General features: G+C 41.2%; 31 protein-coding genes. 25 read left to right on the top strand and 6 right to left on the bottom strand.

The annotated features are described in order from the left end of the window. Positions 1-260: 260 nt before the first annotated feature. Positions 261-815, top strand: a complete 555-nt coding sequence (locus ACFQZR_RS17130; protein WP_379347938.1) for a dihydrofolate reductase family protein — start codon at positions 261-263, stop codon at positions 813-815. 181 nt (positions 816-996) lie between these two features. Here the strand turns inward: ACFQZR_RS17130 and ACFQZR_RS17125 are convergent, their stop codons facing one another. From ACFQZR_RS17125 to ACFQZR_RS17100, 6 genes are all read right to left on the bottom strand, one after another. Beyond that, the gene (locus ACFQZR_RS17125; protein WP_379347936.1) at positions 997-2517 is read right to left on the bottom strand and encodes an ABC transporter substrate-binding protein; all 1521 of its coding nucleotides are present in this window, start codon (positions 2515-2517) and stop codon (positions 997-999) included. A gap of 29 nt (positions 2518-2546) precedes the next feature. Continuing rightward, the gene (locus ACFQZR_RS17120; RefSeq protein ID WP_379347934.1) at positions 2547-3308 is read right to left on the bottom strand and encodes a response regulator transcription factor; all 762 of its coding nucleotides are present in this window, start codon (positions 3306-3308) and stop codon (positions 2547-2549) included. Beyond that, entirely contained in the window at positions 3283-5046 is a 1764-nt protein-coding gene (locus tag ACFQZR_RS17115; protein ID WP_379347932.1) for a sensor histidine kinase, read from the bottom strand. Before ACFQZR_RS17115 ends, ACFQZR_RS17120 begins: the two co-directional genes overlap by 26 nt. A 141-nt stretch (positions 5047-5187) precedes the next feature. Further along, a complete protein-coding gene (locus tag ACFQZR_RS17110) occupies positions 5188-6684 on the bottom strand; it encodes an ABC transporter substrate-binding protein (RefSeq protein ID WP_379347930.1) in 1497 nt (498 codons plus the stop codon). An 87-nt stretch (positions 6685-6771) separates the two neighbouring features. Further along, positions 6772-7701, bottom strand: a complete 930-nt coding sequence (locus ACFQZR_RS17105) for a carbohydrate ABC transporter permease (protein ID WP_379347928.1) — start codon at positions 7699-7701, stop codon at positions 6772-6774. Between the two features lie 12 nt (positions 7702-7713). Next, positions 7714-8670 (bottom strand): ABC transporter permease, encoded by a 957-nt coding sequence (locus ACFQZR_RS17100; protein ID WP_379347926.1) that lies wholly within the window; start codon positions 8668-8670, stop codon positions 7714-7716. Positions 8671-8927: 257 nt separating this feature from the next. On the opposite strand from ACFQZR_RS17100, the gene ACFQZR_RS17095 reads away from it, so the two are divergent. The 24 genes from ACFQZR_RS17095 to ACFQZR_RS16980 all read left to right on the top strand — a co-directional run. Further along, a complete protein-coding gene (locus ACFQZR_RS17095) occupies positions 8928-9353 on the top strand; it encodes a hypothetical protein (protein ID WP_379347924.1) in 426 nt (141 codons plus the stop codon). Between the two features lie 13 nt (positions 9354-9366). Beyond that, complete coding sequence (locus tag ACFQZR_RS17090) at positions 9367-9567, top strand: helix-turn-helix transcriptional regulator (protein ID WP_379347922.1); 201 nt, start codon at positions 9367-9369, stop codon at positions 9565-9567. A gap of 69 nt (positions 9568-9636) precedes the next feature. Then, the gene (locus tag ACFQZR_RS17085; RefSeq protein WP_379347920.1) at positions 9637-9849 is read left to right on the top strand and encodes a hypothetical protein; all 213 of its coding nucleotides are present in this window, start codon (positions 9637-9639) and stop codon (positions 9847-9849) included. A 251-nt stretch (positions 9850-10100) separates the two neighbouring features. Beyond that, complete coding sequence (locus ACFQZR_RS17080; protein ID WP_379347918.1) at positions 10101-10463, top strand: RidA family protein; 363 nt, start codon at positions 10101-10103, stop codon at positions 10461-10463. Positions 10464-10569: 106 nt separating this feature from the next. Next, on the top strand, positions 10570-11205 hold the full coding sequence (locus ACFQZR_RS17075) for a cadmium resistance transporter (protein ID WP_379348894.1): 636 nt from the start codon (positions 10570-10572) through the stop codon (positions 11203-11205). Positions 11206-11485: 280 nt separating this feature from the next. Continuing rightward, a complete protein-coding gene (locus tag ACFQZR_RS17070) occupies positions 11486-11821 on the top strand; it encodes a hypothetical protein (protein WP_379347915.1) in 336 nt (111 codons plus the stop codon). Further along, a complete protein-coding gene (locus ACFQZR_RS17065) occupies positions 11718-12179 on the top strand; it encodes a hypothetical protein (RefSeq protein ID WP_379347913.1) in 462 nt (153 codons plus the stop codon). The genes ACFQZR_RS17070 and ACFQZR_RS17065 overlap by 104 nt, the downstream gene beginning before the upstream one ends. Positions 12180-12656: 477 nt before the next feature. Beyond that, positions 12657-12776, top strand: coding sequence for an AlbA family DNA-binding domain-containing protein (locus ACFQZR_RS17060; protein ID WP_379347911.1), 120 nt, complete (start codon positions 12657-12659; stop codon positions 12774-12776). 549 nt (positions 12777-13325) lie between these two features. After that, entirely contained in the window at positions 13326-13760 is a 435-nt protein-coding gene (locus ACFQZR_RS17055) for a GAF domain-containing protein (protein WP_379347909.1), read from the top strand. A 36-nt stretch (positions 13761-13796) separates the two neighbouring features. Further along, positions 13797-15422, top strand: a complete 1626-nt coding sequence (locus ACFQZR_RS17050) for a thiamine pyrophosphate-binding protein (protein WP_379347907.1) — start codon at positions 13797-13799, stop codon at positions 15420-15422. A gap of 53 nt (positions 15423-15475) precedes the next feature. Next, a complete protein-coding gene (locus ACFQZR_RS17045; RefSeq protein WP_379347905.1) occupies positions 15476-15817 on the top strand; it encodes a hypothetical protein in 342 nt (113 codons plus the stop codon). A gap of 34 nt (positions 15818-15851) precedes the next feature. Beyond that, the gene (locus tag ACFQZR_RS17040; RefSeq protein WP_379347903.1) at positions 15852-16841 is read left to right on the top strand and encodes a ketoacyl-ACP synthase III; all 990 of its coding nucleotides are present in this window, start codon (positions 15852-15854) and stop codon (positions 16839-16841) included. A 398-nt stretch (positions 16842-17239) separates the two neighbouring features. Continuing rightward, positions 17240-17794, top strand: coding sequence for a GyrI-like domain-containing protein (locus ACFQZR_RS17035; RefSeq protein ID WP_379347901.1), 555 nt, complete (start codon positions 17240-17242; stop codon positions 17792-17794). Then, positions 17769-17936 (top strand): hypothetical protein, encoded by a 168-nt coding sequence (locus tag ACFQZR_RS17030; RefSeq protein ID WP_379347899.1) that lies wholly within the window; start codon positions 17769-17771, stop codon positions 17934-17936. Before ACFQZR_RS17035 ends, ACFQZR_RS17030 begins: the two co-directional genes overlap by 26 nt. Positions 17937-17982: 46 nt before the next feature. Further along, the gene (locus ACFQZR_RS17025; RefSeq protein WP_379347897.1) at positions 17983-18441 is read left to right on the top strand and encodes a hypothetical protein; all 459 of its coding nucleotides are present in this window, start codon (positions 17983-17985) and stop codon (positions 18439-18441) included. A 201-nt stretch (positions 18442-18642) separates the two neighbouring features. Next, entirely contained in the window at positions 18643-19059 is a 417-nt protein-coding gene (locus ACFQZR_RS17020; RefSeq protein WP_379347896.1) for an Imm8 family immunity protein, read from the top strand. Between the two features lie 325 nt (positions 19060-19384). Further along, on the top strand, positions 19385-20257 hold the full coding sequence (locus ACFQZR_RS17015; protein WP_379347895.1) for an S-layer homology domain-containing protein: 873 nt from the start codon (positions 19385-19387) through the stop codon (positions 20255-20257). A gap of 308 nt (positions 20258-20565) precedes the next feature. Then, positions 20566-22050 (top strand): serine hydrolase domain-containing protein, encoded by a 1485-nt coding sequence (locus ACFQZR_RS17010; protein WP_379347893.1) that lies wholly within the window; start codon positions 20566-20568, stop codon positions 22048-22050. 67 nt (positions 22051-22117) lie between these two features. Further along, entirely contained in the window at positions 22118-22399 is a 282-nt protein-coding gene (locus ACFQZR_RS17005) for a GNAT family N-acetyltransferase (RefSeq protein ID WP_379347891.1), read from the top strand. A gap of 115 nt (positions 22400-22514) precedes the next feature. Further along, positions 22515-23432, top strand: coding sequence for an AraC family transcriptional regulator (locus ACFQZR_RS17000; RefSeq protein ID WP_379347889.1), 918 nt, complete (start codon positions 22515-22517; stop codon positions 23430-23432). A 269-nt stretch (positions 23433-23701) separates the two neighbouring features. After that, complete coding sequence (locus ACFQZR_RS16995; protein ID WP_379347887.1) at positions 23702-24574, top strand: AraC family transcriptional regulator; 873 nt, start codon at positions 23702-23704, stop codon at positions 24572-24574. A gap of 98 nt (positions 24575-24672) precedes the next feature. Next, on the top strand, positions 24673-24843 hold the full coding sequence (locus ACFQZR_RS16990) for a hypothetical protein (RefSeq protein ID WP_379347885.1): 171 nt from the start codon (positions 24673-24675) through the stop codon (positions 24841-24843). Between the two features lie 229 nt (positions 24844-25072). Further along, entirely contained in the window at positions 25073-26014 is a 942-nt protein-coding gene (locus ACFQZR_RS16985) for an ABC transporter permease (protein ID WP_379347883.1), read from the top strand. Positions 26015-26018: 4 nt separating this feature from the next. Further along, the coding region (locus ACFQZR_RS16980) for a carbohydrate ABC transporter permease (RefSeq protein ID WP_379347881.1) at positions 26019-26606 on the top strand (588 nt) is incomplete at its 3' end.

Raw genomic sequence — 26606 nt, 5'->3', positions numbered from 1 at the left:
TATCGGTCTCCGCCGTGTGGAACTCCTCGATTTTGAAAAGGACTTGTCGGATGCATTTGATCTTACGGTCGGGATAAAAGAAATGGAGAACTAAAACGGGGAACGAGCGTTGAGGAGCTTGCTTGAAGGCAGCTCCCTTTTGCTTGTTGAAGTAACGGGCAGCATAGTTGAAAAGATACCCTTTCAGTTATTAATATGACACAAGGTGACATATTAAAGGTCTATAATGGGTGGTAGATCAAAGAAAGGAGTAACCACTCATGAAACGAAAAATAATTCTAGATCTAGCCGTTACTTTAGATGGTTTTATCGAAGGGAAAAATGGTGAAGTTGATTGGTGCATTATGGACGCTGATATGGGGTTTATTGATTTCTTAAATCAAATTGACACGATTCTATATGGGCGAAAAAGCTATGATTTATGGGGACAATTTACACCAGAAATGGAACACTCTGATAATGAAAAAGAAATGTGGGGACTAGTTCATAGTAAAGAAAAATATGTGTTTTCCAGAACGCAAAAAGGGACGGATAGTAAAGCAATATTCATAAACGATAATATTCTTGAAGAAGTAATAAAATTAAAGAATAAGCCTGGTAAGGACATCTGGCTATATGGTGGAGCAAGTCTTATTACAACTTTTATCAATTTGGGGCTTGTTGATGAATTTAGATTATCTGTTCACCCTGTTATTTTGGGAGAAGGAAAACCGTTGTTTATTGATATTAAACAGAGGTTGAATTTAAAAATGGTTACTACAAGAACATTCTCCTCTGGCGTTGTGCAACTAATTTATCATTTTGATGGGAACTAATAATATTGCACATTCCAATAATAAAATATCATCAGGAAATACTGGACAGTAATTGTCACTTCTTCAGCTAATAGGACACGATAGTTCGATACATTAGGGCTGCCAAGTGGCAGCCCTTTGTTCTGCTAACGGGGTATACATACCCGGATCCGCTGGCGGGATGAGGGAGCCGCTATAGCACTTACCTCTTTACGCCCCGCCACGCATCCAACTGCTTCTGCACTTCTTTCCGTACCTCTTCGATGCCTGCTTGCTTGAGCTCCTCGTTAAACTTAGGGAGGATCGTGTCAACTTCGACGGTACCAGTCATGAGGCTTGGATAGTATTTCTTCCAAATCATCTCGATGTTATCGGTTTGGGCGGTCAGCTTGGATAGATCAGGCGTAAAGCCGAGAACGGTGGACTTGATTAATTCAGCGTTGTATTTGCGGAACTGATCCCATTTGTCGAGGGGTTCCGGGTTATCACCGCCCATGGTTTTCAGGATAAACCAGTTGCCCAGTGTGTATTGTACTCCTGCATAGCTTGCTGGTGCATCCGGGATCGGGTCGCCGTGGCTGTCTTTGCCGGGAATTGGGGCAACTTGCCCATGTTCATCTAACGTGTAATGCACTCCTTCAATACCATAATTAAATAAGTTTCGTATTTCAGGGTCGGTATTGAGAAGATTCAGAAACTTAATACACGCTATGGGATGCTTGGTATTGGCATTAACAGCCATGATTCCTCCACGGACTGATTCCGTGGTGACGACGCTAGGGGTTACGGGATTCGATACAACCTTGTATCCGCGATCCTTACTCCAAGTCGTCTCTGAGAGTGGGCCACCACCTGAGGACTTCCAGAACACTTTATCCCAACGCTTAAGTCCGCCAGTCTCCCGCAGGGCGGCGTCCTTGTTAATGAAGCCCTCCTTATAATAACGCCGTAATGTGTTTAATACCTGCCGTGCTTCCTTCGTTTCGAAGATATTCACGACCTTAGCGTTAGGGTCCAGTGATTTCACCATCAAGGGAACTTTATGGTTCACAATATATTCATAGCCATAGAGAGCGAAGAAATTCTGTGAATCCCGATCTAATTCCATAGGGACATATGCAGGCTCATTCTGTTGAATCATCCGGAGCAACGGTTCAAGCGATTCCAGCGTATTGTATTTGGTAATATCGATATTGTACTTTTTCACGATGGAAGCAGGGTACATCCAATGATCACGCACGGCCAGCTCTTTATTGGTCGGTACACCATAAATGCCTCCATCATTCATTCGTACTCCTTGCCAAAAGGTTGGGTCAATGGTGTCGTACAAATCCTTACCCGAACTCGTAAGATAGTCATCAAGTCTCAGCCATGCGCCGCGCATAGCGGTGGTTGCATAATTGGGTGCAAAAGCAATGTCGAAAGGACTTCCTGCGGATATAAGTGTGTTCAGCCGATCTTCATACTCCTGCCAACCTACCTTGATATAGGTGATCGTCACGCCAATTTTACGAGCCATGATTTCATTGATTTTATCATTTACGAGCTGCAGATCCTTGTCAGGCTCTCCAATCGTGTAATAAATCAGATTTACGGTGTCACCTTGATATTTATCATTGTTGTTTTTGCTTGGCTGCCGGGAGCAACCGGTCGTATACGCTGTGAGCAGCAGTATAAGACTGATTGTCATGAAGATACATCTGTGTCTAGAGCGCTTTAGCATCGATATCCTCCTTTCTGCCGAGTTCGTTGTTAACCTTTTCCCCGCAGATCAGAGGGAGATTTTCCGAAAAAGCTATGGAAATGCGTATAAAAATAATTGAGGTTGTTATAGCCAACGGAAAGTGCGATATAAGAAATCTTCTCGTCTGTCGATTGAATTCGTTCTTGTGCGAGGAGCATTCGGTAAGCCATGAGGTATTCTGAAAATTTCATGTTGGATTCTTTAAGAAATAATTGTCCAAGGTAGGTACTGTTCATCTGGAAGCGCTCTGCCACTGATTTTAAGGTGATATTCTGAGCATATTCCGTCTTGATCATCAGCAGAATGCGGTTGACCAGCTTGGATAAGTTGTCATAACTTACACCCAGCACCGGATCCTTGTTCATACTCTCGCTGTTCATATTTCCTACCGTACCATGGAGATCTTCCACGATAATCTTCTCAATCACTTGCTGCAGCTTCGTTCTTTCTATTGGTTTGAGCAGATAGTCTTTGACACCACAGCGAATGGCTTCTTGGGCATACTTGAATTCACTATAGCCGCTCATAATAACATATTTCGTAGGGATTTGGAGCTCGTTGAGTCTATGGATCGTTTCATATCCAAGATTCTTGCCAACACAGACATCAAAAATTGCGACATCTGGCAGCAGGTCTACAGCCTTGGATATGGCCACCTCCGTAGATTCGCAGGTTTCGATCCGACTGAAGCCGTATCGTTTCCAGTCCAGGATTCGCTTCATTCCCTCCAAAATCTGAGGTTCGTCATCCACAATCATCAGCTTGTACATGTTCAATCACCTCTTTTGAAATACGTATTGAAATCTTGACTCCAGCTTCCTCATTGTTCTCAATCTCTATAGAAAAGTTGTTCCCATAGAAGTAATGAAGTCGTGTGTATACGTTGCGCAGACCAATACTATTGGAAGAGGTATCATCATGGCTCAAGAGTGTGCATCGAACTGTATTTAAACGCTCAGCGTTCATTCCACGTCCATTGTCTACGAATTCCAATACATAATGGTCTTCAGCTTCCCAGCCGTTAACGACATACAGGTTAAATTCATGACTGGCGTTAAAGCCATGAATGAAAAAATTCTCAGCCAATGGCTGCATCCAGAATTTCACGGTAGGGATCGAGAGGAGGCCCTGCTCTACATTGACTTGATAATAAAAACGCTCTGGATACTTAAACTCCATAATCTCTAAATACTTCTGCAGCAATTCCAGCTCACTAGCAATCGAAATAATATTCTCCTTTTTGACCATATCACGATAGAGCGCCCCTAGGGTAGCAATGGCATCAGCGGTGTCCATATCCCGGTTTACAAGAGCAGTAGAGCGGATAACCTCTAACGTATTGTAAAGAAAATGGGGGTTGATCTGGTGCTGAAGCGCTCTCATTTCGGTTTCTTGCTGCTTAAGCTTAAGTAAATATTCATTACGGATATATTTATCTAATTGTTGAATCATATCGTCTAATTCCCTTGCGATCATGCCGTATTCATTTCGACGATAACGAGCAGGGCGATTAGGGGTAAAGTTGGCTGTTTTTACGCGTCCAATCGATTGAATAATACGATGCAGGAAGCGGGAATCATCTCGCAAATTGTACACAATGAGCAGCATTACGCTAATGATGGTCGTTAATACGATTAGAAAGATGGTGATTAACATACTGGCATGCTGCCGAATCAGCATGGATAAATCCACGATGCTAACGAATTTGAAATTGAACTTGGTGGATGGAAAGGTGACGAAAAATATATGCTTGAAAAAACCCTTCGAGATATAACCATGACTGCGTCCATTCGCCGTCGCAAGACGGGATAGTTCCATCAAGTCTTGGTCCGGTCCATTACCGATAAGGTATATCTCACCAGAAGCACTGACTGCAGCAGCCTTTCCTAATCGATAATTTTGTATAGATTTAAAGATTTGATCACTACTGACCAAGAAGCGCAGCTCCCCGAATTCCTTAGGGCCCAGTGCTCCATCCGATAGTTTCTTGCGATATACGAATCCCTTTAGAATGGTATCGTGAAAAGCCTCATCTGTATTTGGAAGACCGAACATGAAGCTTGCAATTCCGTTATCGTTAAATCGTACGACATTGCCATACTGGTTGGTATGCAGACTAATCTGCGTTATTTCACCTCGCGCCCAGCTGTACAGGTAGGTTTTAATATCCTCTGGAAAGGATACCAGCGGCTGCGAGAATTGGCTCTTCTGCAGACTATTGGTTAAGTATCCTTCCACACTGCTACTTAGGAAGCTGCGAGCATCCGCCATCAGACTATGATTGGAGTATATCCGCTGCATGTAGGATTCAATGCGGTCGGCATCATACTGCAGCTCATTCTCTACACCAGCGAAAGCATTAGCAGCCTCTATACGGGCGTCACCAACCCATTGATTGAGCAGCATTGCACAGGTAAGAATGCCAAGCGTGAGTCCAATGGTCACGACGAAAATGACATAGGCAATAAACTTATGACGATAAATTTTGATTTGTAAAAATGAGCTCATTTCGACACCTCAATGGCCGCATCGTGTTGAATGTAAGCAGTTACATTCCCACTTTAACACGATTCAGCAAAGCTTCATAGATAGCAACAAAAAAGCATCCCGTACAGATTGTCTCTATGCGGGATGCTTATGAAATTATTCTTACTTGAAGTAATTATTTATTTGCTCTTGAGCCGTTTTCATAATCGTGTCCATCCCAGCGGATTTTAACTCAGCCGTAATCTTCGGAATCATCTTCTCTGGATCGGATGCGCCCGTAATGAGTTCATATTTGTATTTATCCCATACCGCTTGGCAATTCGCCACTTCGGTCTGAAGATTGCCGATATCCAGTGCGAAACCAAGTATCGTGGAAGATGTTGCAACATCATTCAGCTTTTTAACTTGTTCCCATTGATCTACGGGAGCACCTTTAGTTACCGCTAGATTAAAGAATGTGCCTTGCGTGTAGGCAGCTAGCGGCCAAGTATCGGAGGTACGCTCAATTACCTTTTCGCCATCGACATTGCTGTAATCTACCCCAAGTTCACCGAAGGCCAACATGTTGCGCAGTTTTGGATCTGTGTTGACGAGTTCGAGGTATTTAAGAGCTTCCTTCTTATATTTCGAATTCGCAGAGATCGCGTTAAGAGAGCCTTGGATCGTGCTCGTCGTATAAATTGGTCCATAGTGTTGAACCATATCATACTTTTGAACCGCATCATTGATTTGCCAGCTTACTTCTGCCCCGGGGAATGCCTGTGCTGCGAAGAATGGTCTGCCTTTCTGATTCTCTGTTTTCGTCGGAGCATCCGGGTTGATGATACCAGCCTGATACCATTGATGCAGGAGCTTCAGGTTAGCCACCACATCTGGCTGCTCGAGAACGGAGACTACCGTGCGCGATGCATCGTCAGCCTTGACGCCAACTGGAGCGAAGCCGAGGGTTAAATCGTCATAATCGTTAAAGAAACCATTCAAGCCTTCACTTTGCGTCATTGGCAACGGGTAGAAGCTCTTGCCTTCGCCAGCTTTTATCGCCTGCAGCGGCTTATCCAGATCCTGCAATGTTTTGATATTGTTGATATCGATATTATACTTTTGCACATATTTATCATCGTATACCCAATACTGCGTTAACGATGAATCCTTATAGGTAGGAACCGAATAATACTTGCCGCCAATTTTCGTGCCTTCCCATACTTTTTGAGGGATCGTTTTGTATAATTCAGGCGTCTCGCTCTGCACCAAATCCGAGATATCGGCAAAGGCTCCCAGAGCAACTTGTTTGCTGTATTTACCGCTATTCGTGAACATGATGTCGAATGGTTCGCCCGTGTTGACGATCGTGTTTATTTTGGTATCCCATTCACCCCAGCTGGCGACCTTGATATCAATTTTTACGCCAATCTTCTCGGCTGTGTATGCATTCATTGCATCAATCGCTTTACTGAAGTTATTAGGGACTTGGCTGCCGATCGTCCACCAGACCAATGTCGGAACTTCCTTGCTGACTGCTGGGGTGTCCTTTGGTGTATCTGTCGTCTTCGTAGAACCTTCTGTTGTAGAATCAGTCTTCGTACCGCCACAAGCCGCTAAAGCCGTCGCCATGAGTGTAAGAATACACATTGTAGAAATTGATTTCCAAGATTTCTTCATTTCATTTCCCCCTTTTTGAAGTTATATCACCGTGAATGCTGTACAGTGATCTATCATAAACCAAGCTTGCTTGGCTTACTTCGTACCTTATCCTTTGACAGCGCCGATCGTTAATCCTGAAATAAAATACTTCTGGAAGAACGGATAAGCGAAGGCGACAGGCAGAACAATGAGAATGGCCACAGCCATGCGAGCAGATTCCTTCGGCATCGTCGCGACAAGTACGGCATAGCTGACGCCCATGCTTGCAGCATTCTTTGCTAGCGCATCCACATTGCTCATCAAGCTATTAAGAAGGGCTTGCAGAGAATATAGGTTCTGGTTGTCGATATAGAGCATCGATTGGAACCAGTCATTCCAGTAGGCGAAGCAGAGGAACAGTCCGATGGTCGCGAGTACGGGCAAAGAGATCGGCAGGATGATAAAGAAGAAAATTCGCAGCTGACTTGCGCCATCCATCTCAGCGGATTCGATCAGCCCATCAGGAATCGTACTCTTGAAGAAAGTCTTACAAATGATTACATTGAACGATGAGACAGCCAGCGGGAGAATAAGTGCCCAGACGCTATCTTTTAACCCTAATAGGTTCGTATTGATGAAATAGCTGGATACCAGACCGCCATTGAAAATCATGGGGATAAACACGACCCAGGTCAGAAAGCCTCTCAATTTGTACGATGGGCGAGAGAGCACGTAGCCCATGGAGGTCGTCAGCAATACACCGAGCACCGTACCAACCACGGTTACGAGTACAGATACGCCGAGCGCTCGCAGAATCATGGTGCCTTGGTTGGCGATATAGGCGTAAGCCTCTCCTGACCATGCAACCGGAATCAAGTGATAACCTGATTCACGTATGGAGGCCTCACTAGAGAACGAAATCGAGAGAACGACAATGACGGGAATGATGCAGATCAGCGCCAATAGGATAAAAATCAGATGGAAGAAGACGTTAACGACGTTACTGGTACGGTTAAATTTATCTAGGCCTGTGGTATATTCAATTTGAGTTGCCATCGATTTACCTCCTTACATCATCGCGCTCTCAGGATCAATTTTGCGTACAATCCAGTTAGCGATTAGAATCGTTGCACAACCCAGGACGGACTGTACGAATGCAGCAGCAGATGCCATACCTACCGTAGCGGACTTCAGTTGTTTGAATACCATGACATCGATGGTGGTCGATACGTTGAATAGTGAATTGGAATCTCGCGTGACCTGATAGAACAAGCCGAAATCGGTGTAGAATATGCGTCCAACGGCCAAAATGAACAGCATGACGATGACGAGCTTGAGCATAGGCAACGTAATATATCTCGTCTGCTGCCAGATGGAAGCGCCATCCATTACAGCGGCTTCATAATAGGTGCTGTCAAGGCTTGTAATGGTTGCCAGATAAATGACCATGCCATAGCCTAAGCCTTTCCAGACATTTAAGAGAATCAGAAAGAATGGCCAGTATGCCGGTTCCATATACCAGTTAATCGGATCGCCGCCCATACTGACGAGCATCTGATTGACAATCCCTTTATCGAAGCTCAGGAACGCCCAGCCTACTGCGGATATGACAACCCAAGATAGGAAATAGGGGAGGAACATCATCGTCTGATAGACTTTGCTGGCTTTGCGGCTGTGGAGCAGTCCGATCATAATCGCGAAAAGAACGGGCAGCACAATGCCTAGGACGATAAAAATAATGTTATATCCAATGGTGTTCCGAATAATGATCCAAGCGTCATTCGACTTGAACAGGAACTCGAAGTTCTTGAAGCCGATCCAGGGACTATTGAACACATTGCTGAAGAAGCCGCCGCTAATTCTGAAGTTTTTGAAGGCAATAATGATCCCGAACATCGGTAAGAAACAAAATAGGATGTACCAAATCGTCGTCGGCAATGCTAGGAGGGTTAATTCCGTATCCTGCTTATGCCATCGGATTTGTAAGCGCTTTCGTTTAACTTTTTGTTCAGCTGCAGAGCTCATGTTTGTCACTCCTTCCGGTGTTTTCTCGCTTGTATTTCACTTGTTAAGTTCATTGTATATTAGGAAGATTCGATGCTTCTAGATAACAAACTTGATACTATAGTCAACAAACGTTAGATTCGAAAAATTAAGAATGGGAAACGAGAGATACAAGAACCCATTAGATGGAGTAAATTAACTTTTGACTATTCCATCTAGACTGTGTAATATGAAGTTAACTTCATGTGAAATAAACTTCACATTATAAGATGTTAGGGGTGACTTGCTTGAAAAATAAATTTACAGAGCTTTATTTATTCGCATTGGTTAGTATTATCATGGGTATATTTGAAATCATTATGTATAATCCGAAGGCTAATACAGCAGAAGGACTTCTATCAGGGATATACTTGTTATTCGTAGGCGTGGGGTTATTCGTGTGGGGTATAACTTCTCATGTTAAATATAGGGCGAATAGAAAACAGATGGACCGAGAAATGTCCAAAGAATATGACGAACGGGATGATATCATCGAAGGAAAAGCTTCACAATTTACGATGAGACTAGTCATGTTGGTGACGCTCCTGATGATGTTTCTTACCAACTGGTATGTAATTCCAACGGATACGGTTTTAATTCTGATTATAATCTGTTGTGCGGGTGCGAACCTATTAGCCAAAAAATATTATAATCATGTGCTTTAATTAGGAGCAGGCGATGAGAAATAGAATAAAGGAGTTACGTATAGAACGTGGTATCAAACAACAAGAACTAGCTGATAAAGTAAGTGTTTCTTCAAGAACAATAATATCTTTAGAGAAACAGCAATATAATCCATCTGTTTTACTAGCCTATCGAATATCTTCAGTTTTTAACTTATCGATCGAAGAGGTTTTTATATTTGAGGAAGATGACTGATCATCGTATGCAAATATAATTAGTGGGAAAAATTAAATAAAGAAATCATACATCATGGGGGTCAAAAATATGGCATTAAAATTATTGTTTATACTATTTGGAGTAGTCTTAGTATTATGGGGCATCTATAGAATGAAAACGGATGATGCGTTTGTCGGAAAGAATCAGAAGAGAAAAAATTTATTTAATCTATTAATACTTGGACAAGCCTCAGGGATTGGACAGTTATTAAGTGGGATTTTATGCATAATATTAGGGATTGTATCCTTTATCATTAAATAATGATACACATGCGTGCCCTCGGGCTGTCGAGAATTTGAGATTATCCCCTTTAAGTAGACACATACAAAGTAAGGCTGTATGGTGTTCACTTAAGGGGGATTTTTTCAATTATTGAGTTGCCAAGCAAGCTATGATTGGAAGATAGCTAAAGGGCAGAGTGACATGGAAATACATGTTAATAAAGTCATTTACAATTCGGAACATACGTTCTAATATGGAGGGGTGATCGTATTACATAGGAGGTTCATGATATGATAAACCGGATTTCAACACCGTTTAGCTACTCAGCAGCTGTTTCGGCAGGAGATTATGTGTTTCTTGGATTACATAGAGGTTTTGGACATACCTTTACTGAGCAAATACATGATACTTTTTCACATTTAAAAGACACACTTAATCAACTTGATGGACCACTTCAAAACCTTGTAAAAGTTAATGTCTACCTCAAAAGTATTAAGGATTTACCCGAAATGGAACAAGTATTTTTTGATTATTTTGAAAAGGATAATTTCCCTGCAAGAATGACATCCACAACAGAGTTCATTGGTTCAGACTGTCTTATGATGATTGACGGTATAGCATACACAGGATTGGGACGGAAAGCGAATGCATAATGAGAACAGGCTGTCGGCACAATTGGCAGCTTATTCAGCTAACGAGCAGGATTGTTTAATTAAAATCCAAATGATAATTCCAACCAAAGAGGACGGTCAGAAGAAAATGGTCACAACAATTGTTTCATCATTTGTCGCGTTCGTATCTACTAACGTCGACGATATTTTTATCTTAATGGCTCTCTTCTCACAAATTCGAGCTGGCGTTTTAGGCGGAGATGAAGCAGCAACTCTTGCAAAATCGGGCATGCAAGCAAGGCATATTATCTTGGGGCAATATCTTGGATTCGCAGCTCTCGTCGCACTTAGTATCATCGGTGCTCTTAGTTCCTTTTTCATTCCGGTTCCCTGGATTGGTCTTCTTGGATTGGTTCCGGTTTACATGGGAATCAAAGGGCTGCTCGCTCTCCGAAAGTCTGATTCGGACGACGAGGAGGAAAGCGTGTCGGGAGCAGGAACAACTCTCAAAGTTGCCGCGATTACGGTTGCGAACGGTGGCGATAATATCGCGATTTACATCCCAATATTCGCAAGTCAAACACTTAGTAATAACCTTATTACATTGATTGTGTTCTTTGCCTTAGTCGCAGTGTGGTGTTATCTTGGATATAAGCTAGTTAGAACTCCTGTGGTTGCGAGTGTCTTGGAGAAATACGGACATGTCGCCGTTCCGTTTGTACTAATCGCACTTGGGGTATTCATTCTTTACCATAGCGGTAGTTTTGGGTTGTTACCTTTTTAACAGTCATTAGCTTTGCCCCAAGCGTTAAACTAACGGGACACGATAGTTGAATATCATACATTGTAGAGCAGGCTGCTAAGCCTGCTTATTTTATTGAACTAAAGGGCAGTTTATTTCCAATTTGTGCTAATATTAAGGGAGATCTATGGTTAATAGATTAACAGGGGAATCCCAAGTGATTAATGAGTCACCAGTGTTTTCTTGTTAGCAGCGATTTTGAGTTTAATGATAGATATAATTGGTACAGTAATAATTGGTTTATCTGAAGGAGTGATGCTGAATGAGTAGTACTGATCGCGTAAATGAGACTGAATCGTTTACATTTGGAGTATTTCCACTCGCGCTGGCAGGCGGCCCCGACGGGGTTGCAGCAGGCCCGCCCGATGATTTTGAGCAGATGGGTCTCGCAATGAAACGGTTGCAGGGAGATGGCGTGCCGCTATTTAATCCGCTGGTATATAATTTGGACTGGAACCAAGTCGACGGAGGCGGCTTTACAACATATTGGTCAGATGGCTTCGATTCCAGCATCATGGGATATGGTCTTATGCTACAGAGATCCACGCGGCGACGTCGATGCTTGGATCGATTTCGTGGAACAAGCTGCCGACGGTAGTTCACCGAGAGCCCTAGAAGCTCTGGTTAAAGGGGTAATTGCGGCAGGACAGGCAAAGCGCGGATCCGATAGGAACGCTTCGATTAGCTTCGCCGTTGTTCCGGAGATTGATCCGCACTCATGGACCTTTTGGCCGAGTCTAGCCAAACTCGGCGGAACAGAGTTCGTTGATTCCTTGGACTATGTCGGACTGGACATGTATCCGGATGTATTTGGCGGTCGTATTGTTAAGAACGAACTGGCCAGTGCTACCGAGCAACTGCTGCGTTCTTTCCGTGAGATCGCCTTGCCGATTCATATTTGTGAGACCGGCTGGCCTACCGGTCCCGAACGCTCAGAAGAACATCAGTCGCATTAGAGACCGTTCTACGCACCGCATACGCGAACCGGTTCGAACTTAACGTAACGCATTGGGAGTTGTTCACGCTTCGCGATGCGGACAGCAGTAAGGACAACATGTTCTATCAGTTTGGAATCTTACGAGACGATTATTCGCCGAAACCCGCCTTTGAACGACTGTGTCAGGTACTCGCTGAGCTGCGCTGACTTTTATTTTCGAGCAAGATAGGCGTATGAAACTTTCTGGCTGTTTGGTGCTTAAATTCGTGATATTTAAGCTTCATTTCTCCGCTAACGGGACACTTTAGCTTAATAAAATACTAAAACGCGGCTGCCGGCATAGATCGGTAGCCGCGTTTCGATAACGTGCAGCATAGTTGAACAGTGATAAGGTGAAGCAGCATCAGAAGTAACGGTTAACTATAACGGTATAATACAGGGCTACTTTCTAATAATTATTATAGTATTCGATCTGCAGGTGATTGAAGCAACCAGCATGCAAGAAGACCAGTATCACGAGTTTAAAGCCACTTTCCCTCATCCAGATGCATTCTGTGACGGCATCACATCATTTGCTAATAGTCATGGCGGGGACCTCATTCTAGGAATTGAGTAGGTTGGGCGCTAGGTTTTGGTCGGCTCGGAGCCATCTCTGGTCCGATCACTGGGAAACGGCGAGCAGATCTTCGGGGGAGACCTGACGACCAGCTATCAGGACAAGGGGCTGGAATCGTGCGCTCCGATTTAAGAGAGTATGTTGTCACTGACCATATGTGGGGGTATATAAAGATGTAGACTGGCGCTAGACAGTAACGGAAGCTCGCTCGAGCAGTAGCAGCTCACGTCCCTGGTTCTACCGGACGTTGTTCGCGCAGCGATCGGCGTGCAGGTGACATTCTATGATTCAGTCTAATACCCGCTTGAATATCAATTGGCGTATGGTATCCCGATTCAGTGAATCCCAAATTCGGGTTAATCAAATGGCCGTAAGCAAATCAACAATATCCAGCACCTTAATATACAAATTAAAACAAATAGTTTTCTAAAGTGAAGCGTTTTCATAGTTTTTTAAAAAATTTTACAAATATATTCTATATATATTAGAAAGTTTTCCAAAGAAAATTCCGATATAGTAAGGAGTAAAATTCTTGAGGAGTTGTTAGTGTTGGAGAATTACAAGGAATTAGATCTTCTATTTGAAGGTCTCAATAAACTAACTGGTGTTCGGGACATTGCCTATCATCGCTTTGGAGAAGGCCGCATTAATCCAGTCTTAAAGACGAATACAGACATCCTAGGAATTGAAAAATGGAAAAATGCGCATGCAAATAACCCGGTATACATCCAACATGATCAGCTGCTTAGTGATATCTGCAGAGAACCGAGGACACTGGTTGTACAGGATGTAAAAAATGATCCTCGTTCGGCAGATGAATTTTTTCTCTTCGGTATTGACAGCATCATGATTATTCCAGTGTTAGTTCAAGACGATTTAAAAGGGATCGTAGTAGTTGCCTCTATCGGGGAACTCCACTTCTTTGATGATGAGGAGATCGAAAAGTCAGAACAAATTGTTGAGCAGTACATAAACATCTTCTAACAAGATATAGAGGTAATGGATGGGAGCGTGGGCTTTGTGAAGATAGCAGAAGCAATTTTGAATTATCTAAAAGCTGCTGAAGTTGAATATCTGTTTGGGATTCCGGCAGGGATCATTGGACCGATTTATGATTCTTTAATTGAAGCGGGTATCACACCAATCATTACGAAAAATGAAGCTGGAGCAGCATTTATGGCTGCACGCTACTCTAGTACTTCGGGTAAGCTTTCCGTTTGCGCTGGAGCAGGTGCCGTGGGCGTTAGCAATATGATGAACGGGATTGCCGATGCGAGTCGTGCTAAAGCGCCTATGCTCATAATTGCTGGCTATATCAATCGATGGCAGATGGGTAAAGGAGCTATTCAAGAGCTTGATGGGGAGCAAATGGTTAAACCTGTAACCAAATACAGCAAAACGGTATTGAATGAGAGCGACGTTATTGCTGAACTGGATAAAGCGGTACGCATAGCTTTGACTCCACCATATGGCCCGGTTTACCTCTCAATTCCAATTGATGTTCAACGAGCTGAGTTCACTGGTATTATACCGAATCCACCTGTCCAAGGGGAGCTTCAAGGGTTAGAATCGAATGCTGAAAATTTGTATCAAGCTGCTGTATTGATAAACAGTACTACCAAAGGGTTGATTATGGTCGGTCGTGGCGGTCGTGGATTCTCAGCAGAGATTATGCAACTCAGCCAAAAACTCCAGTGGCCTATCATTACAACACCAGCAGGAAAAGGGGTTATTCCTACAGATTACCCTTTAAATCTAGGGAATTACGGATTTTCCAGTACCGATACTGCCTTGGAATATGTAAATTCGGATGACGCTTCTTGTGTTCTTATATTAGGGACGAGTCTTGGTGAAGCTTCAACGCTTAACTTTAATGAAGTGCTGGTGAAAAACAGAAAGGTAATTCATATTGATCGGGATGTCAAAGAACTCGGAAAGGTTTATAAAACTGACCTCTCCATCCATGACGATCTGATGAATGCGTTACCGTTTCTGATTAATAACACTAAAACTTCATCATCAAAATTCACGAGAAGACTGCCTTTGAACGAACCATATGAGAAGAATCATACTGGGTTGTCACTCCGGTTATTCTTAGAAAAGCTAAAATCAATAATGCCATCAGATATGAGGTATGTCTGTGATATTGGTGAGTTCACGAACTTTGTCTTGAAATTTCTCGAAATTCCTACAGGTGGCGATTTCGAGATTAATCTAGATTATGGTGCAATGGGTTCTGCTATTGCTGGGGCCTCCGGATTATACGCTGCGGACCCTACTCGCCCTGTTGCGGTCTTCGCTGGGGATGGCTGCTTTTTCATGAATGGTATGGAGATATTCACTGCTAAGGAATATGGAATTCCTGTAATATTTATCATTATCAATAATGCCATGCTCTCATATGTAGAACGAGGGCAACAGTATTTGTACAAACGTTCAATCCCTGATTACAAGCAAGAGAGAATTTCTATTGCTTCTATGTTGGAAGTAGCCGGCATTCGTTCAATTTCAATTAATCAACTTGAAGAAGTCGAAAGTATTCCATCGTTTTTACAAAATCTAACTGGGCCTGGTGTTATTGAAGTTAATACGGATGGAAGTGAACCAGCTCCTATTTTGGATCGTCTTAAGGCACTTGTGAAATAATCATCACTCTAACAATAACAATACAAATATGAAACTATTGGAGGAATAATATCATGGGAAGCTTTAATATTCAGATTAATAAACCGAACAAAATTTTTAACGCCGAGGTAGAGGGTACTTTCTCGCCTGAAGACGGAATGAAATCAATCGAGGCCTATCAGAAGGAAATTTCAACTATTACTCCGAGTGAATACGAAATCCACATTGACTGCACAAAACTGAATGTCTCTCATCCGGATACACTGCCGATACTGGAGGGATGCTTCCAGCTATATAAGAAAGACGGATTCAAAGAAATTAAACTTACGATTTCTAGTAACCCTATTCTGAGCATGCAGCTTAAGCGAGTTAGCCGTAAGGTTGAACTGACAAACCTCGAAATTATTGAAGTCTAATCTATTACATTAATTTCTCAGAGGAGTGGTTTAAATGACAGCGGTACAAATTCGTGATATTGCGATTTACCATCCGGAAAAAGAAGTGGCCAACGATTATTACATTGAGAAATTCCAAAAACAAGGATCAGACGTTACCGGTTTACTCCAAGCGCTAGGGCGTAACAAGCGGTTCATTATCGATAATCCTACTGAAAACTCACTGACCATGGCAGAAGAGGCAGCTAAAAAAGTGCTACTGAGTTCCGGACTTTCTGGTCCGGACCTGGATTTAATTATTTTCACATCTCAAACTCCGGAGTATTTGTTACCTAGTAACGCATTAAAGCTGCATAATGCTCTTGGTGGGGATTTAAACACGACTTGTTTTGATATCAATGCAAATTGCGCAGGTATGCTTGTAGCTGTGGAACAAGCGGCCCGATATATGATCAGTAACCCTCGAATTGAACGGGCTTTAGTCGTTGGAGCAGATCATTTTTCAGTGCATACACCGGATAATGCGGTGTATCATTCCAACTTCGCTGACGCAGCAGTAGCGGTTATATTAGACCGTACTACAGGTTCGAAAGGATTTATTGATTCTGTTTATCAGACGGATACATCCGTGATTAACAACTCGTTGTTCCCGGGTAATGGCCTTTCGAATCTGTACCGCGAAGAGTTTTCAGCAAAGGACGCACAAGTTCAATTCACACCGTTTGATGACTCTGTATGTGTTAATTCTGCATTGGATTCGATTCAAACTTTGCTTAGGCGCAATGAGGTAAGCAAGGAGGAGGTAAGTGCTTTCTTGTTCTCCCAGTTCTCTTTGGGTAATGTGAAGTTAGTATCTGAACGGCTAGAGCTTCCAATGTCTAAAATACCGTACATCGGTGACAAGTATGGGTATACTGCTACGAATAGCCCGTTCTTGGCTTTATATGATGAAATAAAAGCAGGTAAGATAAAACGAGGCGACTATTGTTTGTTCTGGACTGTTGGAGCAGGTTGGCAAAACGTTTCAATTCTAATCCAATATTAAAATATAAAATACCACCCACTATCAAGAACTTAGTAAGGGGTGGTATTTTTCTTTATAAGTATCATAGGTGTGTAATACAACGTAAAAGGGGGCATTATTGTTTCGATTATGAGGGGAACTTTGTGTCAGACTGTCGGGTGACAAAATCATAGTAACATTAGAAGCCGCTGATTATGCGGCTTTTTATTTTTATGATATCAAGTTCTTGTCAAAACATAATGACAAGAACTTGATATCATTCCCGATAGGATCTCATCGGCAGCAGGCAAGTTGAAAAGATGCCATTTTTGTTAAACTAACGGGCAGATTAACTCAATAAAACAAATAATAATTGATAAAAAAATACATACTGACATCAAAAAATGAAGTTATAATCTGAAATAAAGGAGATGGTATTTTTGGGTGATGCTTTCCCTAAAAACTTGGAAAACTATAAACCCGTGGTTTTCCCCCAATCACTAAGAGTAATTAAGGGAGGAAGTGTAGATATGGAAACCGAAAACTTGCTACCAAAAATCCTGGAGTTTGAAGCTCGTAAAGTAGTTGAACTAGGTAATATTGGTAAAGAACATGTGAACATTCCTGAAGTTTGGCCATCTTTTCTCTCAAGAATTCATGAGATACGTGGCAGAAAAAATGAATTGGAAACAATAGGAACAATGATATTTGGTGATTTAGGCTATCTAGCATGTATAGAGGTTGATATGTTAGAGGACGTTCCAGATGGAATGTTTTCATTCGAAATTCCTAAAGGCAAGTATGTCCTGCATACTCATAAAGGGCCACTCAGTAAGATTGGTGAAACCTTCGATAAGCTTATGAGCTGGATTAAAGTAAATAATTTCGAGGAAAGCAACATTGTAACGGTGGAAGTATATGATCATCGTTTTAAAGGTGAAGCTGAGGATAGTGAGTTTGACTCGTATATTGAAATTAAACAAATCAATTCCTGAACTAACGGGTACGATAGCTCAAAAATCAACAGAAGAAGCTGCCGGCAAAAGACCGGCAGCTTTTGTTACGCTAACGGGCAGGATAGTTCAAAAGTTTCGCGAATACCCTCCATATGGAATTATTTACAAAGTTCATGAATAAGACGTTTTGTGAAATTACCGAAATCTGAAATAAATGAGGGAGAAACATGTTGCAATTGCACCCATTACCAAGAGGGATAACAGGATTTTCTTGCACACCTAATTCATTAATCCTTCAAGATGGTAAGTCATTTATTAGTTTGCTTTATTCTATTTTACGAGGGACATTGGAGTGTGAAGACACGAACCTTCAAGGGAAGAATTATTACTACTTTTCAATTAAATCAACTGATCAAGAATATCATGTCTTATTAAATGCTTTTTTTCCTATCGTAGCAATTTCATGTGAGCTCAATTACAATAAATTCATTTTTAGAAGTTCAGAAGAAATCATGAATCAATTTAAACTACTATCAGAATGCAATTACTTACTTCTTGGGAAAGAAGAACTTGAAAGTGACCTTGCAAATTCAGATTACTTAGATTTAGACAAAGCTGAATTGAAGCAAATTGAATATTGGAAACCAAAAAATTTAAGTGAAATTGTTTTTAATAATTGGGATTGAATATTCGAGAAGTCGGTCACTTCACATAACACCGTAATCATGCATTCGGCTCATTCAGCCTTCGGTCCGCCCGAGGAATATCGGAGAAGTGTAATCAGGCATACAACCCTACAAGGCTATGTCCGTCGGACCCGGCGCGTAATGTCTATTAAGCTAACGGGACACTATAGCTTAATAAATACCTTAGACGCGGCTGCCGGCATGGATCGGCAGCCGCGTTGCGCTAACGGGCAGATTAGTTCAACAAAGAATGATAAGATGAAAATAAAGGAAGGTGAGATAGTGATAATCCCTGAGTTAAAGTTTACGCATGTTATGTCGGAGGAATGGATTGATTCCGATGATTTCTATATATGTTTAGATGCATTTGTTGGAGAAGTAAACTGTGAAGGAACGGAAGTTTTTAGATTTCATATCGTTAGCCCTAAGCGACTATTAAGAGTTCTTGAAGGTTCAAACGAAATAGAAATTGGACGTGGATACTTAATAACGACCGACTACAGTCATTCTAAAATAGAAGCCCGCTTAAGTACGCTTTTAAGGAATTGTGGAAGAACAACTTGGGATGATGTAATACAAGCGATTTGTCGATATGGCTATTGGGAATCAGAAACGTAGTCATTAAGCTAACGGGACACTATAGTTAAACGAAACAAGGAGCTGGATACCGCTGCAGCTGCTCCCTGTTCGCGTTAATTAACGGCTGTCATCGGACAACTGCCTGGCATCTTTGATCATTATCCTAAGAAATGAAGTAATGTTTATCCTCCTCCGGTAAGCTCGAATGGGTCTGCAGGGATTCTTTATTTTTATGAACCTCAATTTGCTACTCTTTCCAAAGTCTTTCTCTCAAATCACTAACTTTTTATTTTTCTATATTTGTAACATTTTCCAGAACGTTAACGTCTAGGGGAGAAATAAAAGATATACGGAGGGTAACAAGATGAGAAATGTAATGAAAAAACCACTGATGCTACTTATGTTAATCGCCATCTTCAGCATGGGCATTAGCGGTTCTGCTTTTGCTCATAAAGGGAACAATCAGAGTAAAAAGGACGGAAAGGACAGCTTGAACGCGGCAACAGCAGTGACCATGATCGTAAAAGGCTTGGATTTAAACATCGACAATATTAAATTTATCAAGCAACCGGAGGCGAGCGACTATTTTACGAAGGTTAAAAACGACTCCTCATACGCGGAATACTTCATCATCGCTCAAATAACCGGGCTAGCAATTCCGAAAGACATTAATCCTTCCGCTAAAGTCACCCGGGAGCAATTCGCCAAATGGCTGTTTGGGGCATTAAGCCATAAGGGAGATTATGCATGGATCGAAATTTTCCAAAGCGTTTCGGATGCCGACCAAGTGACAAACGGGTACATGGATAGTATTCAGAAGTTGCTCACTGCCAAGATCGTATCCCTAGACAGCAAGCAACGCTTCTATCCTAAGAGCTATATCACTCGCGCTGAAGCTACCGATATGATAAGTAAAACGTTAAAATTCATTCAAAACACAAAACCGGAAACATCTGATCCTTCTTTCGGCCAAGTAAAAATCACTTCGGACAAAGAAACAGATTCTGTCACCCGAGTTACGTTATCCACTCTGGCTCCTCATTCTGGATATGGACTCGAGATTACGGGCATCCAATTCTCGAAAGGCATAGCCACGATTCAATATAGAGTCGTGCAGCCTGATCCTGACAAAATGTACACCCAAGTCATCACGGAGTTGAAAGCCGTGACTTATATCCCTTCGGACCACAAAGCTGTACTAGGGGCAGTACAACCCACAGCTCCATTCCAAGGCTAACCCGTTTAATCCCGACTGTCAGATTCAGAGAGTCTTTGTCGGTTAAGGTGGTTCGCATTCAAAACACGATAGTTGAATAACACATAATGTTGAGCAGGCTGTGGCAGCCTGCTCATTTTATTAAGTGAACGGGCAGTAAAACACATACTTACAGAACTATATAATATGCACTTCAAACTTAGGTAAAGTACTTTTAGAAATGTATTATCTATATATTTCTTTAACAACCTTGATTATGATTACATTCGAAGTCACCAAGGTTTTACTTGCTAGGAAGCGCTATCAATCAATCCGAATTGAGGAGAAAAATGAAAACATCTATCCATACTGAAGTAAGTGAAAAGTTAAATACTTACATGAATACATTAGAGGATCAAGGATATTTCAATGGAGCGGTACTGGTTGCCCAGGAAAACCAGATATTATTGAGTAAAGGTTTCGGTATGGCCAATTTCGAGCATGATATACGAAATACTTCAACAACGAAGTTTCGTCTCGGTGCAATAACCAAGAGTTTTACAGCAATAGCTATAATCCAGTTACAGGATCAAGGATTTCTTAACGTCAATGATCCAATCGATTTGTACATACCGAACTATCCAAATGGAAATGTCATAACCATAGATCATTTACTTACCAACGCATCGGGAATTCAAGATTATCCAACTTTCCCTTACTATTGGGAAAAGACAATGAGACTTTATTCGACTATAGAGCAAACAATTGAATCGTTTAAAGATAAACCGCTGCAATTTGCGCCAGGGGAAGGCTACAATTACACAAGCTCTCCCTTCATTTTGTTAAGTTACATCATCGAAAAAGTCTCAGGGATGTCGTATCAAAAATATATAACAGTTAATATATTAAGCCCTTTGAATATGAGAAATACGGGGGTTGAAGATGGCAGAACACTCCTGAAACATTGCGCTTCGGGTTACTCAATATGCAAGGGAATTATCCCAACCGAGTATGTAGATATGTCATTGCATGCAGGGGCCGGAGGGATGTATTCCACAGTCGAGGATCTTTATCTCTGGGACCAGGCTTTATCTAGGAACGGAATTCTCAGTCAGCAGCAATGGGAGCAATTATTCGGGAGTAATACCTCGCCATTTGGCAGCTACGGTTGGGTAGTCACAGAACAATTCATCAACAACAAGCCAAGAAAACGGGTATGGCACAGTGGGACCATGAATGGTTTTTATTCTGAGTTTAATTTCTATATAGACGAGAATATCACTATTATAGTATTGAGCAATGTGAACCTTACACCTGTAGATGTCATCTGCGAGTGTTTAGCGAAAATAGTGATGGGTGAAGAAGTTCTTCCATCAAACCCCTTCTCTCGTATAACCGTAGCCTCCGATGAATTAAGAAAATTTGCTGGAATTTATAACATTGGTGAAGAGGAGACAACTAGTAAAGACTTTGCAAGGGCGACTGGGTTAAGGGAAGCCTTGGATAAACTATCAAGTATCGATAAGCCTAAATTCGCCGTCGGATTGTTTTATGAAATATTTGACCAGCACGGCATCGACCCTTCAAAAACCGTTGTAGTAACCTATGAAGATGATACTATTTACTTGTTTATGCAAAAAAATAAAGGAGCATGGTTTAAGTACGAAATCGTTCCGATCTCAAAACAAGATAACATCCTAAGATGTACTACGTTACACGTAAAAGAACAGATAGAGTTCCGAATTGAACCAAACGGACATCTAAGGTTAATTCATATAGATCCGCATGGTCATCGTACTGATGCGATTAACTCATTTCCGATGCATGGTGGCTGAAAGGATATTCTTCCAAGGGTAGCGAAGTCATAAATATCTACAAATGTAAAATGACTAATCTTTAGGAATGGGTGACGAAGTGATTGGCTTTGGCTGTGCTCAAAGTTTGAAATCATTTTGTTACACTGAAGCTTATGGTGAAATTACTGAACTGTATGTTAAGGAATCTGCTCGAAGGAATGGAGTTGCTACTTCTCTAATTTCCTTTCTGGAAAATCAACTTCATTCTCAGGGTGTCAAATCAGTTAAGATTTTGACTGGAAGAGATAACAAGTCAGCCATTAAAGCATATGAACTGAGCGGTTATGTTAAGGATGATGAAGTAATGTTAAAGAAAAAGCTTTCATAAGTTCCACATACAATGTTCAATAAGCCAAAGGAGAATCATCTGATATTTTGCTGCATGAAAAGTCAGGAGACTTGATTTACCCCATGATATGCTCCTATTGAAAGGAGGGATCGCCGTGGATTGGCTTCAACGTATGAACCATGCTATTGACTATATTGAGGATAACTTAGAAAATAATATTGATTATGAACAGATTGCTAGAATTGCTTTATGTTCCGTTTATCAATTTCAACGTATGTTTTCATTTGTACTTGAGATACCTTTATCAGAATATATCAGGCGTAGAAGGCTTACGCTTGCGGCCTTTGATTTACAAAACAAAACGAATAAAGTGATTGATATAGCCTTGAAATATGGATATGAAACGCCAGAATCATTTTCGCGAGCATTTCAGAATATGCATGGCATGACTCCTACATCAGCGCGCAATGCCGGGAGTCAGCTAAAAGCCTATCCTCGCATCTCCTTTCAAATTATATTAAAAGGAGTTGTAGGGATGAATTATCGAATTGAGAAACGGGATGCTTTTCAAGTTTTTGGAGTAGAGGATATATACAATTTCGACGATATTGCGAACCAACAAGGAGTATCTATCCCAGAAGTTTGGCAAAACATATGTAAGAATGGCGAGTTTGACAGATTACGCCAGTCGGTAACTGGGGATTGGTGGCGTGAAGGCAATTTCAGCAATGAAATTGGAGCAGTTTTTGCATACGATTCTTACAAATTCACAAGTAAGACCACTTTCCCTTATCTTATCGGGTGTTATAAATCGGAGAATAGTAAGGTCGATGGATATACCGTTGTTGATGTTCCAGCATCGACTTGGGCGGTATTTTCAACATTAGATGATGGAAATGGCAGCGGCAACTATGATTTGCGCTCATTAAAAAATCGGATATTTTCTGAATGGCTACAAACATCAAAGTTTAATGTTTTAGATGGCGGCAATTTCGAAATGTATTGTACAAACGAAGACGGTTTTGAGTATTGTGAGTTATGGTATCGAATTGAGGAAAAGCAAATAGGATAAGCACAAAGCTCGCTCCGCTAATGAAGCACGATAGTTCAATGCTTAAAGGCTGCCATATGGCAGCCTTTAAGCATCTAACAGGAGTTTAGTAAATTAGATAGAAGGTACTTTTTAGATTGTATCGAATTATTAACTGTTTAAAAAATCTTGGAGAGTAAGAATAGCTGAAGATGCACTTTGCTTAATTATTACCCTGCAAAAATTGAACTGGAAAAGTCGGATGTCAAATATGGGACCCTGCTAATCTATAGCAGAAAGGAGGCCATTGAATGAATATGCTGGAAAATTTGAACGGGGCATTAGAATACATTGAACAAAACCTTGAGAATGGAATAGATGAACATGAGGTGGCTAAACGCGCTTATTGTTCTGTATATCATTTCAAGAGGATGTTTTCATATTTGGCGGGTATTCCTCTCCAAGAATATATTCGTCGTAGACGCCTTACACTTGCAGCTTTTGATTTGCAAAATAGTAGGCTCAGGGTGATCGACATCGCAGTAAAATACGGATACTGTTCACCCGATGCATTTACACGTGCTTTTCAAAGCTTGCATGGAACAACCCCAACCGAAGCGCGGACTAACAACCGTTCATTAAAAGCATATCCTCCAATGACCTTTCGATTATCTATAGGAGGTAGTGAGCCAATGAAGTATAGGATTGAGAATAAGGATTCGTTTCAGTTGGTAGGGATCACTAATCGTGTTACAGCAGTAGATGTTGGAGAACATCCAGGAGTAGAACAGGTTTGGAAAACAATAGATCTTGAAACGTATACCACACTAAAATCCCTTAACAATCAAGAACCCTATGGAATTCTTCATGTGAGTTTTGCGGGAGGTGTACGTGAGAAGCGAGATTATGATTATTACTTGGCCGTGGCTACAACGACACCTTGCCCCGAATCATTCTCACAATTAATTGTGCCAGCAAAGACATGGGTAGTATTTGAAATGAAAGTTCCTTGGGAAAAAGAAAAATGGCATCGCATCTATGGGGAATGGTTTCCTTCCTCAGGTTATGAGCAAGTTGAAGGACCTATGATACAGGTTGGTCCTGAGATCCAAATTGGCATTGAAAAACAGGTGTTTACTGAAGAAGTGGAAGTCGAATTATGGATTCCCGTTACAAAGGTATAGCAGAATATATAATTGCACAGACTGCCGACATTGAACGGCAGTCTTGCTGTGTTTTTAGAAATACTCATTGAAGTAACAGGCAGTTTAATGAAAAGATATTGAGTAATTTAAAAGCTATTAAGCTAGCAGGACACTATACCGCAATAACCATTCTAGTCGTCGTTTTGACCATGCTGTTCAACGTTGGATTTACCCCGACTTGTCTGGTAGTCAAAAACATGCATTTGCTGAATACGATCTGGTCCGTTATTTTGACTCGTTTATCTTGATCATTACAAATTTGGATCCAAAAACCCGTTGACAAATGGTATTTTGTCCAATTATGATTGCTGTGTCAAGGGGTAATTGTGGCAAAAAAATGAATGAGGTCTGACTGATACGCCAAATGAAACCAAGATGTGTTTTTCAAGTAAGGATGAAAAGGAGAGGATCGAACATAACGTAACTGACAGAGATGGGCATATAGCGATAATAAGTGTAAAACAATGAGGTGAGCGCTTGTCGACGACTACTGAAGAAATAACTAAAATGTCATTTATTTCAAAGTTTAAACATGATTGGAAATGTAACCGCTTTCTACTCCTGATGTCGCTTCCAGGGTTAATCATGATTGCCTTGTTTGCTTATTATCCCATGGTCGGTATCGTAACTGCTTTTCAAAATTACAGTTTGTTTTTAGGAATTAAAGGCTCTGAATGGATTGGATTTGACAACTTTGTTCGGTTTTTTAATGATCCAAACTTTTTTAGAATTATAAAAAACACGTTTGTTCTAGGTCTTTTTAACTTGCTTTGGTCTTTTCCCGCACCTATTATTCTGGCTTTGTTGATTAACGAAGTGATACATCCAAAAATTAAGAGATTTATTCAAACCGCTACGTATTTACCTTATTTTATTTCGGTTGTTGTCATTGTGGGCATTATGAAATCCATTTTTAGTGGTAATGGTATTGTCAATGAATTGTTAGCAAATTTCGGTGCTGAGCCGATCCAATTTTTTAACGAATCCAGTTACTTTAGAAGCTTGTATGTTGGCTCAGGTATTTGGCAGGAAATTGGTTATTCCAGCATACTCTACTTGGCGGCCATTACAGGGATTGACGCAGAAATGTATGAAGCGGCTAAGATGGATGGCTGTTCTAAGTTTAAACAGGTTATTCACATTACCCTGCCCAGCCTCCGCCCAACCATCATTACTTTGTTAATATTAGCCATTGGCGGTATTATCAGCGTTGGATTCGATAAAATTCTGTTAATGTATAGCCCTGCCACATATGATGTTGCCGATGTTATCTCTACTTATGTTTACCGTAAAGGTATTATCGACCAAGATTATGGATTTTCAAGTGCGATTGGGTTGTTTAACAGTTTAGTTTCCATTGTTTTTGTATTTGGAGCAAACTATTTCTCCAGAAAACTTCTAAAGGAAAGTTTATGGTGATGTCATGAAAAAGAGTCCTTACAAAATCAAAGAACCAATGGGAGATCGGGTCTTTCTTTCCGTTGTGTACGTCATTTTGGCTATTGTTGTACTAGCGATGCTCTATCCCTTTGTTTACGTTGTGTCTGTGTCGATTAGCGATCCTGCAGAAGTCATTGCGGGGAAAGTTGCCTTTTTTCCAAAAGGTTTTGACCTAGGTGCATTCAAGACCATGATAAACCATCCTATTTTTTTTACGGCATATAAAAATACGATTGTGTATACTGCGCTTGGAACGTTTTTCACCTTATTTTTCACAGCTATAACAGCATATCCACTTTCCAAAGATAAGTTTCAAATGCGTTCATTTCTCTCCAAAGTGTACCTTATAACCATGTTTTTTGGTGGCGGTATGATTCCAACTTATCTGGCTTATAAGTCCCTGGGTATATTAGACACCATTTGGGTTATGGTTCTTCCGGGAGCGTTGTCCGCATGGAACATTATTCTCATGAGATCCTTCTTTAGGAATATACCGGAAAGCCTAAGTGAATCTGCTTACATTGATGGGGCCACGGATCCTCAAATATTAGTAAAAATCATTTTGCCACTC

This window comes from Paenibacillus sp. GCM10027629 (assembly GCF_042676425.1).
Classification (GTDB): domain Bacteria; phylum Bacillota; class Bacilli; order Paenibacillales; family Paenibacillaceae; genus Paenibacillus_K; species Paenibacillus_K terrigena.
Note: the sequence above shows the minus strand (reverse complement) of the source record. Positions and strands in the feature narration are given on the sequence as shown.

Excerpts from the sequence above, each read along its gene's own strand:
- ACFQZR_RS17130 (WP_379347938.1), top strand. The coding sequence starts at position 261 with ATGAAACGAAAAATAATTCTAGATCTAGCCGTTACTTTAGATGGTTTT.
- ACFQZR_RS17125 (WP_379347936.1), bottom strand. The coding sequence starts at position 2,517 with ATGCTAAAGCGCTCTAGACACAGATGTATCTTCATGACAATCAGTCTT.
- ACFQZR_RS17120 (WP_379347934.1), bottom strand. The coding sequence starts at position 3,308 with ATGTACAAGCTGATGATTGTGGATGACGAACCTCAGATTTTGGAGGGA.
- ACFQZR_RS17115 (WP_379347932.1), bottom strand. The coding sequence starts at position 5,046 with ATGAGCTCATTTTTACAAATCAAAATTTATCGTCATAAGTTTATTGCC.
- ACFQZR_RS17110 (WP_379347930.1), bottom strand. The coding sequence starts at position 6,684 with ATGAAGAAATCTTGGAAATCAATTTCTACAATGTGTATTCTTACACTC.
- ACFQZR_RS17105 (WP_379347928.1), bottom strand. The coding sequence starts at position 7,701 with ATGGCAACTCAAATTGAATATACCACAGGCCTAGATAAATTTAACCGT.
- ACFQZR_RS17100 (WP_379347926.1), bottom strand. The coding sequence starts at position 8,670 with ATGAGCTCTGCAGCTGAACAAAAAGTTAAACGAAAGCGCTTACAAATC.
- ACFQZR_RS17090 (WP_379347922.1), top strand. The coding sequence starts at position 9,367 with ATGAGAAATAGAATAAAGGAGTTACGTATAGAACGTGGTATCAAACAA.
- ACFQZR_RS17085 (WP_379347920.1), top strand. The coding sequence starts at position 9,637 with ATGGCATTAAAATTATTGTTTATACTATTTGGAGTAGTCTTAGTATTA.
- ACFQZR_RS17080 (WP_379347918.1), top strand. The coding sequence starts at position 10,101 with ATGATAAACCGGATTTCAACACCGTTTAGCTACTCAGCAGCTGTTTCG.
- ACFQZR_RS17075 (WP_379348894.1), top strand. The coding sequence starts at position 10,570 with ATGGTCACAACAATTGTTTCATCATTTGTCGCGTTCGTATCTACTAAC.
- ACFQZR_RS17070 (WP_379347915.1), top strand. The coding sequence starts at position 11,486 with ATGAGTAGTACTGATCGCGTAAATGAGACTGAATCGTTTACATTTGGA.
- ACFQZR_RS17065 (WP_379347913.1), top strand. The coding sequence starts at position 11,718 with ATGGCTTCGATTCCAGCATCATGGGATATGGTCTTATGCTACAGAGAT.
- ACFQZR_RS17060 (WP_379347911.1), top strand. The coding sequence starts at position 12,657 with ATGCAAGAAGACCAGTATCACGAGTTTAAAGCCACTTTCCCTCATCCA.
- ACFQZR_RS17045 (WP_379347905.1), top strand. The coding sequence starts at position 15,476 with ATGGGAAGCTTTAATATTCAGATTAATAAACCGAACAAAATTTTTAAC.
- ACFQZR_RS17040 (WP_379347903.1), top strand. The coding sequence starts at position 15,852 with ATGACAGCGGTACAAATTCGTGATATTGCGATTTACCATCCGGAAAAA.
- ACFQZR_RS17025 (WP_379347897.1), top strand. The coding sequence starts at position 17,983 with ATGTTGCAATTGCACCCATTACCAAGAGGGATAACAGGATTTTCTTGC.
- ACFQZR_RS17020 (WP_379347896.1), top strand. The coding sequence starts at position 18,643 with ATGGATCGGCAGCCGCGTTGCGCTAACGGGCAGATTAGTTCAACAAAG.
- ACFQZR_RS17015 (WP_379347895.1), top strand. The coding sequence starts at position 19,385 with ATGAGAAATGTAATGAAAAAACCACTGATGCTACTTATGTTAATCGCC.
- ACFQZR_RS17010 (WP_379347893.1), top strand. The coding sequence starts at position 20,566 with ATGAAAACATCTATCCATACTGAAGTAAGTGAAAAGTTAAATACTTAC.
- ACFQZR_RS17005 (WP_379347891.1), top strand. The coding sequence starts at position 22,118 with ATGGGTGACGAAGTGATTGGCTTTGGCTGTGCTCAAAGTTTGAAATCA.
- ACFQZR_RS16995 (WP_379347887.1), top strand. The coding sequence starts at position 23,702 with ATGAATATGCTGGAAAATTTGAACGGGGCATTAGAATACATTGAACAA.